The sequence below is a fragment of the Neobacillus novalis NBRC 102450 genome (assembly GCF_001591805.1).
Classification (GTDB): domain Bacteria; phylum Bacillota; class Bacilli; order Bacillales; family Cytobacillaceae; genus Neobacillus; species Neobacillus novalis.
This window is the reverse complement of record NZ_BCVP01000014.1, coordinates 60,031-68,360: the sequence shown is the minus strand read 5'-3', so window position 1 is coordinate 68,360 and position 8,330 is coordinate 60,031. Positions and strand designations below refer to the sequence as shown.

Annotated in this window: 7 protein-coding genes and 1 riboswitch; of the genes, 1 reads left to right on the top strand and 6 read right to left on the bottom strand. The window is 38.3% G+C overall.

Features of this window, described 5'->3' with window-relative positions:
* Nucleotides 1-430: BclA C-terminal domain-containing protein (locus tag BANVL01_RS27785; RefSeq protein ID WP_439951349.1), on the top strand; the 430-nt coding region annotated here is incomplete at its 5' end.
* A gap of 580 nt (nt 431-1,010) precedes the next feature.
* On the opposite strand, the gene BANVL01_RS12060 is transcribed toward BANVL01_RS27785, so the two are convergent.
* The 6 genes from BANVL01_RS12060 to BANVL01_RS12035 all read right to left on the bottom strand — a co-directional run bounded on the left by BANVL01_RS12060 (nt 1,011) and on the right by BANVL01_RS12035 (nt 8,168).
* Nucleotides 1,011-2,219, bottom strand: a complete 1,209-nt coding sequence (locus tag BANVL01_RS12060; RefSeq protein ID WP_066096917.1) for a glycosyltransferase — start codon at nt 2,217-2,219, stop codon at nt 1,011-1,013.
* A 777-nt stretch (nt 2,220-2,996) separates the two neighbouring features.
* Nucleotides 2,997-3,359, bottom strand: coding sequence for a fluoride efflux transporter CrcB (gene crcB / locus BANVL01_RS12055; RefSeq protein ID WP_066091780.1), 363 nt, complete (start codon nt 3,357-3,359; stop codon nt 2,997-2,999).
* A 2-nt stretch (nt 3,360-3,361) separates the two neighbouring features.
* Nucleotides 3,362-3,706, bottom strand: a complete 345-nt coding sequence (gene crcB, locus BANVL01_RS12050) for a fluoride efflux transporter CrcB (protein ID WP_066091783.1) — start codon at nt 3,704-3,706, stop codon at nt 3,362-3,364.
* A gap of 117 nt (nt 3,707-3,823) precedes the next feature.
* Nucleotides 3,824-3,885: riboswitch (Fluoride riboswitch) on the bottom strand.
* A 135-nt stretch (nt 3,886-4,020) separates the two neighbouring features.
* A complete protein-coding gene (locus tag BANVL01_RS12045) occupies nt 4,021-5,088 on the bottom strand; it encodes a sulfite oxidase (protein WP_066091785.1) in 1,068 nt (355 codons plus the stop codon).
* Nucleotides 5,089-5,348: 260 nt separating this feature from the next.
* Nucleotides 5,349-6,542, bottom strand: coding sequence for a PDZ domain-containing protein (locus BANVL01_RS12040; RefSeq protein ID WP_066091788.1), 1,194 nt, complete (start codon nt 6,540-6,542; stop codon nt 5,349-5,351).
* Nucleotides 6,543-6,713: 171 nt separating this feature from the next.
* On the bottom strand, nt 6,714-8,168 hold the full coding sequence (locus BANVL01_RS12035; RefSeq protein WP_066091791.1) for a S41 family peptidase: 1,455 nt from the start codon (nt 8,166-8,168) through the stop codon (nt 6,714-6,716).
* Nucleotides 8,169-8,330: the final 162 nt, after the last annotated feature.

The following is an 8,330-nucleotide window of genomic DNA, read 5'->3' as shown; positions in this document are numbered from 1 at the left end:
AGCTACTGGTGCAGCTGGTGGGTTATCCCAATACGCATATATTTACAACCTAATTGCTCAAACGGTGGCTATAGAGGCTACTGTCACTTTCGATTCCAATGGAGTAATTACACCTGGAATTATTCATGCCCCAGGAACAGATTCAATTCTAGTTACCGTTGCAGGAGACTACGAGATTAATTTCTCCGTGTCGGGTGTAGAGCCCAACCAATTCGCTCTATTTGACAATGGCGCGCCGATTGCAGGAACAGTCTACGGTTCAGGTGCCGGCACTCAGCAAAACACCGGTCAGGTTATAGTCACCTTAGCAGCAGGCGATGTTATTACCCTTGTAAATCATTCTTCTGCTTCAGCAGTTATCCTTCAGACTTTGGCAGGAGGCACACAAACAAACGTAAACGCTTCGATTGTTATTAAATTATTAAATTAGTTTCGAATGGATATGGAACTCTCACAAAATCAAATTGAAGTTGTATAGCTGTTTCCAAGCTTTAGATCAAGCAGTATAGGTGGAAAGCTTGGAAAAAATTAAAAGGACTTACCTTGGATTAAAAGGACTATAACGAAGAATTCAATAATCAACAGTTTGAATTACTGGTGAGTCGTATTACTAAGGAACTTTTAGAACTAAAAACGTAATAATTATGAAAATCTCCTGCACAGGGAGATTTTTTTATATGCGAATATGTAGTTGTAAATTAAGAATCTCTAGAATAGATAATGTAAATAGTATCCAAGCAGTTGAAGATTCCTGAAATAAAATATCACTCTCTTAAGAAATTGCTCTTGGGTGATCATTAGCTTAGGTTCAGGAATTGGTGAAAATAATAGTGAAAGAAAAGCTCCTCATCACTCCATAAGTACACACAAGGATGAAACTCCGGTTAGTAAGAAAAGGAACTGTAAGTCTACAAGAATATTGTAAAAAAGAAACAAATAAAAACAAAAAGCATTGACTCCAAAAGAAATCATTGCTTTTTCTCAACAACCATCAAGCTTAAAACGAGTAGTTAAGACTTGTAAAATTTTGCATTGCTCTCCACCGACCTCGCTATTGCTTCGGGTAATTGATCAATTTTAGCTTGAAGAGACTCCAATGCAGATTTTCCCTTAGAATACTCAGATTCAATATAGTTGGCACTAATGGATATTTCATAATCGAACAGATAATCATAAACATGATAATCAACAAAAAGGATATCTTCTTTTGGAAAGGGTATTTGCTTCCCTTTTTGGGCATAAAGTAAAGAAAGATGATGCCTTGATTTCTCTCTAAATAGCCTGGCAAGGTGATAAAGGGGTTCTGCTCTCACGGGCCTGTATTCCCAAGCATTCTGAAAATAGGCCAATGCAAGGGCGAAATATTGTTCTTCTGCTGAAAATGGGATATATTCTGTTGGTTGATTTAGATTCTGCTGAAAAGACGCCCGCTTTGCTAAACTTTCATAACACAGACCGATTTGTAAAATAGAATAGAAAACCTCTTCCACCCATCCACTAGCCTTAATTCGTTTTTGATACCATTCAATCGATTTTTCCCATTCATTAAGACAAAAATAGGTTTGGGCTAAATAAAATAAATATCTTGTTTTTAAATAGGATGGTGTTGACGGATCCGAAATCCCTTCTTCCAATAACCGTTTATCCCGTTCAAACTTATCATGCTTACTGCCTCCGTCAAGCTGATCATGTATGACAAGTTCATCCAACTTCCCCTTTGTTTCAAAACAAGTTTGACCTTCTTCACTTAAACGTTCACGATCAAGATCCCAATATTCATGTGTTACCCCAACCGACTGCCAAGGGAGAGAGGTTTTAAGCAAACGAGTCAGCCAATATTTTATTTGAGAATCATATTGCACCATTAGATAGTGATCTAGAACTAAAAGCGATTTATCAAAGCTTGGCTCAACTTGTAAAATCATATCTGCATCAAGCAGTAACAGATAATCAGATTTTGGGTACGTTTCTTGGGCGAGACGGGCTGATAATGTTCGATTGTAGCCAAAATTTTTAAAGGCTTCATGGTGAACAGTGCCTGGGATATGATGCTCCTTGCACCAGTTTTCAATGATTTCAGGAGTTTTGTCAGTAGATCCAGTATCACATATCGAAACGAAATCGATGATTGGTTTTGCTGCATTCAAACACCTTTCTATAATTCTTGACTCATTTTTAACAATCATACAAAGACAGATTTTCTTTCCAAGCTGTGACATTGTTCCATCATTTATATTTTCCAAGTATTTCTTTCCCTTCTGTATAGAATGGAATTTTTATCCTTATAGACAGCAGTTACTGTCTTGGTCAATTTGTTAATAGGATATGCTCGGAATTATTTTATTGTTACGTCTTTGATGATTAAGGATTACAGGCCACTTAATCTTTTTCTTTCTTGTACAAAACGTTCTGCTGTTTTTTGGGTACCAATAAGAGGTCATGGCAATTCGTTTAACCATTCAAAATATCAATTATGAAATTGATTCAGTTATGACTCAACTTTCGCAGAGTGAAATTGGCAAATAAGCCTTGATATAGCTAGGAAGGCCGGAAATCCACTACTCAAGTTGACTTTGAATTAACTTTTGGAAAATACAGAATCAAGTTCTTTTGGTAGTTGATTATTTGGGCTATTTTAGTCTATCATATAGGGAGCACCTCTTCTATTTGGTAGTGTTTTCTAGTCAATTACACTTTACCAAAGAACGAGGTGTTTTTCATTTTTCTAGACTGTCAAGCAAACTAATGAATAGGCTACAGGCCTATAACAATGAACGCGTATCACCTACTTTATGGGTGCGAAAGTTGAGTTAATAAATATAAAATATTCAATTGCAATTTGCAAGTAATTTTCATCTTTCTTCTTCACTAACATTTACGCCTTTTGAGTAACAAAGACCATTAGCCCATCGAAAAATGGATGATGACCTGCCATTTGGTTTATTGATTGAAATAATTTGTAAGTTAATTAAATTCCCCGTCTCATTATTAATTATTTATAAAACATCTCCAATAAGACTTCCGATCCAAGCAAAAAATACACCTAATATTACCGAAGTTATAACGTAGAATAAAGCGTTTTTTGTTTTTCTTGACTGTAACATTTGTATAGTTTCATATCCAAAAGTTGAAAAGGTGGTATATGCTCCAAGAAAGCCTGTACCACACAAAAACCAAGTCCACTCCGGAATAGCTTCTTTTAGATTTAAGATAGCAAGAAAACCAAGTAAAAACGAGCCGCTAATATTAATGATCCAAGTTCCGAAGGGGAAAACTCCGGAAGTCTTACTTGTGAGCCATTTTCCAAGCAAAAACCTCGAAATTGCGCCAAAAATGCCTCCCAGACCAACAAATATCATTATTATGATTCCCCCCTTGTTTTTCGTTTTATTTTAAAATCTAACGATACTAATTTCGTCCCTATTATGGCTAGTGCTATTCCCCCAAATATACTTATCGTCACATATAAAATGGCAATAAAATATTGCTGATTTTTAAGCAAATTCAGTGTTTCCACTGAAAATGTTGAGAAAGTGGTGAATGCACCTGTAAAACCTGTTCCTATAGCTAATATTAAATTGGGATTAATATTTTTTTGTTTTGCCGTAATGGAAAAAAACCATGCAAGAAATAAACAACCCATTAGGTTAATTACCAGGGTTCCTAATGGGAAACCTGACTGAGAAGGAATCGCTTTTCCAACCATGAAGCGCAAAATAGAGCCAAAGAAGCACCTAACCCAACTGCAATTACATTTATTCAAAAAACTCCTTACATAATTTTCTTTTAAAATAAAATAAACTCCTACCAGTAATAAGAATAACCACTGGTAGGAGTCATTAGTCACAAAGACGGTTGATGGCGAACTCCATCGCCTATTATAATGATTATAACAAAAAATCTAATTAATCAAAAAGGTATTTTAAAATAAATTTATTAGGGGGAGTAGTTAGGAAAATGAGGATTTACAACGCTAAGCTGGACAATAAAGCAAAAAAGGGTCTTACTTTTTTAAAAAAATTACTCAACTTTTACTTTAATTCTATCTATAGCGTTGTAACCATAGCCCTTCCTGTTCCACGTTGGTTCCGATGGTTGAATATTACCATTAGAATCCTTTGCTTTTGAAAGTATGGTGTATTCTCCCTCTTTTAGTGCTTCCCATTTATAATTCCAACGAACCCATGAATGTTTCTCTGATGAAGTGGTTAAGTGACAAGTATCCCAAGATTTACCTCCATCAATACTAATCTCTACATTTGCGATCTTCCCATTACCAGACCATGCAATCCCATTAATTTCATAAACTCCTGTATGCAATAATTGCATATTTAATGGATATTGAATCGTTGAATTAACATTGATTGTGGTTACGGGGAATTTTCCACTATCGTTTTCTTTGTTCGGATAGTAAACGTAATCAACTGCTTGAAAAGGTCCTTTAAATTCCTTGTCAATCACTATAATTTTTTTAATCCATTTTACAGATGCCATGGCATACCATCCAGGAACAATTAATCTTAGAGGAAATCCGTGCTTGAAGGGGATGGGGTGATTATTATATTCGTAAGCAATAATAGTTTCTGGGTCAATGGCTTTCTCAATGGGTAAACTCCTTGAAAAATTAAATAGTTGGTTAGAATCAGGTCTTATTCCATTATCATAGCCTTCGAAAACAATTTCTTTTGCAGAATCAAGCAATCCTGTGTACTGCAACAAGGTACTTAATGTTACGCCTTTCCAAATGCCTTGACTTAGTGCTCCTTTTCCCCATTGCTCTCCAAATACTTTGGGTTTAAATAACTTTCGCTTATCACCAGAACATTCTAAAACCACTTTCATCGTTTTTGATGGCAATGAATATATTTCCTGTAATGAAAAAACTTTTGGGGTATGTACTAGTCCCTCAATTGGGAGAAGATAAAAGGATGATGCAAAGTGGGGATAAGAAAAATGATTCCTTCTATAAAATAGTTTTTCAGTTACAATATCTCCGTTATAAAAATGTATCGGTGTTTCTTGATTTTCAGGAACTAACGTCTTTGAAATTAGGTAAGGTCTAACTTCGGGGGGATGGGAATATTTCATTTAGATTCCTCCTTTAAGATGGGGCTTCTAATTAATACGTATGTAGTTTATAAGTATTCATTCAAATTTCTATTTCCTTTATTTTTATTTCAAACTAACTCTACAACAAAAGGAACGTTTGTTCAAAAATATTTATAAATAAACAACCGCAATCCCCATACCTGATGAATGCAGGGGATTGCGGTTGTTTATTTTGGTCATCGACTATAGTGGTTGAAGATGTACTCAAACATAGCCCCAAGTTAACATCGTAAACACAATTACCCAATCTTCTTATCATACTTCCGCTCATCCGGAACAAACAAGATGCCAAGTTCGTGGTGGTCGCCTTCATATAGTGCGCGCTGAACGAAGCGAATTTCGCCATTTTTATCGAGGACATCGAGCTTGCAATGGGCGCGGTTTTTTTCCAATGCTTCGTAAAGGGTATTTTCATCCCGGACAAGTACACCATTGGCTTTGGCGATGATTTCCCCGACTTGGAGTCCCATCTTACTTGCTGGGGATTCGGGAATGATGCCAATAATCATCAAGCCATGATTCTTTTTGGAGAAATAAAATGGTCTATTTTCGTCCTTAAGTGACGCCATTAATGTTAAGGATTCACGCCCAATTACGGCTAGCGCAGCGATAACAATCGAAATTAGCGGATACCAATAACCTGCCACTGAAAGGATTGAGATAAGAACCCCGAGCGTAATGACTTGCCGGCCATGAAGCTGTATCGCTTCTTTTGGGAGCATCCCTTTGATTTGCTGATTGAACCCTATAGCAAAAGGAACAAAAATGAGCGTGTACTCTTTCGCACCTATATGGAACAACGGCCACCAATCAAATGGCAGCTGGAGCGCATCGCCCGGAATAAGCATGAACAGCGGCAGCATCCAGAGCCGCTTCACTTCATGGACACCCACACTTTGACCGCGCTTGCTTTTTGCTAGTTTCGGTGATGTTCCCTTGCTGCCATTTTTAAGAATCAGAACGCCTTCCACAATTAGCAAAAGGCCAAGAACCACGACAACGGAAGGATACACCTTGTCACCAATCGAATGAAACGACTTCGAAAAGAGCGGAATCGACCAGTTATTTTCTGCGATTAAAATGGTCGTGAAAAAAGCAGCCCCGACTGTGTATACAGGTGAGATCAGCCGAACTTTTGTCGTCAATGACCACAAAAAGGTGAATCCAGCGATTAATAGAATGGCAGCGAAAGGTACAGCGATTCCGGCCGCGACAACAATAATCGATAGAACAAGCCCGCAAAGAAGTCCCAGCGGAAACAACTGCCGGAGTTCGTAATAAGCATCATGGGCACGAATATGAAAATTTTTTCGCTCCCGCTTTACCCTCATAACGCCTAAAATTCCAGCAAGGAAAACGAGATAATATAAAACAGGATGAAGAAATAATTTGCCTGTCCCTTTAAGTAGCTCCACAAGCCATGTTTCCACCATTTCCTGCCACCTGCCTAATTAAAATTTCTAGTAAACTATTATCTAAAAGTCCCTAATGCTTATTTTACCAAATTTAAACCATAAAACATATTGCTAGTTTTTAAAAATGTTGTAACATTCAATTTTTCATTACATTTAAAGAAAAAAAAGAGACCGAAGTCTCATTATGGTTTATTTCGTGATCAGCTTCAACGCCATTTGCAGCTGCAGGTCATTCTTCTCTTTTTTCATTTCCTTCATCGCCGCTTCTTCAAGCTTTACCGCTGTTTTGGCATCAATTTCCCCGGTCGGCGTTAGGCCTTTGTCCTGCTGGAAGCCTTTAACAGCCATTGTAGTTTCAGCGCTGAAGTATCCGTCTGTCCGGCCCGGCTCAAAGCCCAAGCCCTTTAAAATTTCTTGAGCATTTTTGATCTGCTCATTGTTCATATCCTCTACTAGCGTCTTCTCAACTTGAATTGGGTGGGTAGCAAATATTGCTGGCTGTTTGATGGCAACATCCGGTTTAATCCCCTTTTTATGAATCCAATTCCCATCCGGTGTCAGCCATTTATAAAGGGTTAATTTAATATTACTGCCGTCGCCCATCGGTACCGGCTGCTGAACGGTTCCTTTTCCAAAAGTTGTTTCCCCGACTAGCTGATAGCCTGCTGCTTCCTGTAATGAACCGGCCAAAATTTCCGAAGCAGATGCACTGCCTTTGTTGATTAAGACAAGCACAGGATAATTCTTTTTCTCGGAAAGGGTGGAGAAGAAACGCTGTTTTTTGCCGGTACGCTGTTCGATTTGAACATATGGCATATCCTTCGGGATAAATTCTTTTAATATATCGCCGACACTGTCTAAAAATCCGCCGGGATTGCCGCGGACATCAAGGATTAGCCCTTTAATGCCATCGTTTTCCAAAGCCTTTAAGTCCTTTTTAAAATCAGCCGCTGTATTTTCAGCAAAGGAGGTGATCTCGATATAGCCGACCTTTTTGCCATCTTGCTTCTTAACGGAAGCGTGGACGGTCTCAAGTGGAATTTCATCGCGCTTGACGTCAATCGACAATGGTTCCTTTAACCCTTTACGGGCAATCTCTAACGTTACCGGCGTCCCCTTTTTGCCTCGGATTTTTAAGGTTGCTTTATTGAGGTCAAGCCCTTCGACACTTTTGCCGTCGACTTTCAGAATTTGATCATTTGGCTTAATGCCTGCTTTTTCCGCTGGAGAATTTTTAAACGGCGAGACGATGACTATTTTTCCATCGACCATCCCGACCTCAGCACCAATGCCTTCAAAGGATGATTCCAAGGTTTGGGTAAATTGCTGGGCCGTTTCCTTGTCCATATAAACTGAATAGGGATCCTTTAACACCGAAAGCATTCCTTGGATTGCGCCTTCAACCAGTTTGTCTTGGTCTACTTTTTCAACATAGCGGCTTAGGATCAAATCATAGGCCTGCTCAACCTTTTCAAGGTCTTTAATATCCGTTACGGAGTTTACAGGTTGATCTATGGGGATAAGAGCTTGCTCGAGTTCGTCGCTGCTTTCCTTTTTCTCTAACAACTGCATTCCAGCATAGGTGCCCCCCGCTCCGATTAGAAGCGAACCCGTCATCAACAGGGCAATCCATTTTCGATTCATTCGAATCCTCCTCAAGATAAATATGCCTGTCATATCTAATTTTCTAAATAGGCACCGAATTCCTGCCTGTTTATTAACTTATATGTGAGGAATGGACGAGTTATGATAAATTATTAAGCCTGCTTTTTAGACAAAAAAAAGAAGAAGCTTAGCCTCTTCCTT

Excerpts from the sequence above, each read along its gene's own strand:
- BANVL01_RS12060 (WP_066096917.1), bottom strand. The coding sequence starts at position 2,219 with ATGTCACAGCTTGGAAAGAAAATCTGTCTTTGTATGATTGTTAAAAAT.
- crcB (WP_066091780.1), bottom strand. The coding sequence starts at position 3,359 with ATGATATTTGTTGGTCTGGGAGGCATTTTTGGCGCAATTTCGAGGTTT.
- crcB (WP_066091783.1), bottom strand. The coding sequence starts at position 3,706 with ATGGTTGGAAAAGCGATTCCTTCTCAGTCAGGTTTCCCATTAGGAACC.
- BANVL01_RS12045 (WP_066091785.1), bottom strand. The coding sequence starts at position 5,088 with ATGAAATATTCCCATCCCCCCGAAGTTAGACCTTACCTAATTTCAAAG.
- BANVL01_RS12040 (WP_066091788.1), bottom strand. The coding sequence starts at position 6,542 with ATGGTGGAAACATGGCTTGTGGAGCTACTTAAAGGGACAGGCAAATTA.
- BANVL01_RS12035 (WP_066091791.1), bottom strand. The coding sequence starts at position 8,168 with ATGAATCGAAAATGGATTGCCCTGTTGATGACGGGTTCGCTTCTAATC.